Here is a 914-nt window from a genome sequence, read left to right as displayed (position 1 = left end):
TGAGGTAGCCTGATCGAGGCGGACACGCTTGGTCCTTAGATTAAGATCGTGGATCAGGAGTGTGCACAGATGAGCAAGGCAAGACAGACGTACGGGGAAGAGTTTCAGGCAGAGGCCGTGAGACTGGTGCTGGAGCAGGGACTGACGCTGCAGTCGGCCGCGCAGCGCCTGGGGATTCCGAAGGGCACGTTGACGAATTGGGTGTCGAAAGCCAAGGCGCCTGGAACAGCAGCGGCACCAGGAGGCGTGACAGTGGCAGAGTTGGCGGCGGAGAATGCGAGGCTGCGCAAGGAGTTGGCCGAGGCGAGGCTGGAGCGCGATATTGTAAAAAAAGCCGCAGCGTACTTCGCCAGGGAATCACTGCCCGGTACGCGTTCGTGAGTCAATGGCGAGAAGTGTATCCGGTGAAGTTGATGTGCCGGGTATTGGGGGTCTCGCGCAGTGGCTACTACGACTGGACACACAGACCTTATGGGCTCAGTCCGGAACAGGAGCGGCTGCGTCTGGCGATCCGGGCAGCCCACAAGCGCACGCGTCAGACGTACGGTACGCGGCGCCTGCAGCGCGAGCTGGCTGGCGATGGATTCGTGGTCGGCCGTGATCGGCTAGCCAGACTGCGCAACGAGATGGGGATTCGGTGTCGGCAAAAGCGTCGATTCGTAGCGACAACGCGCTCGGCACATAATCTGCCAGTGGCGCCCAACCTACTGGAGCAGAAATTTGAAGCCGACAGGCCAAACGCCGCGTGGGTGACTGACATCACGTATATCGCGACCGATGAGGGGTGGTTGTACCTGGCAGGAATCAAGGATCTGTACACGTGCGAGATCGTGGGCTACGCGATGGGGCCCAGAATGACACAAGAATTGGTGGGCGAGGCGCTGTTCCGGGCGGTGCGCAGCAAGCGGCCACGG

The 914-nt window shown here is 61.2% G+C and carries 1 pseudogene; it reads left to right on the top strand.

The window, feature by feature from the left end:
* Nucleotides 1–69: 69 nt before the first annotated feature.
* Nucleotides 70–914 (top strand): annotated as a pseudogene (locus E1J61_RS35710) (IS3 family transposase); the annotation flags it as partial.

The organism is Cupriavidus sp. L7L (assembly GCF_004353535.1).
In the GTDB taxonomy this organism is placed as follows: domain Bacteria; phylum Pseudomonadota; class Gammaproteobacteria; order Burkholderiales; family Burkholderiaceae; genus Cupriavidus; species Cupriavidus oxalaticus_A.
This window is presented reverse-complemented; position numbering and strand designations above follow the sequence as displayed.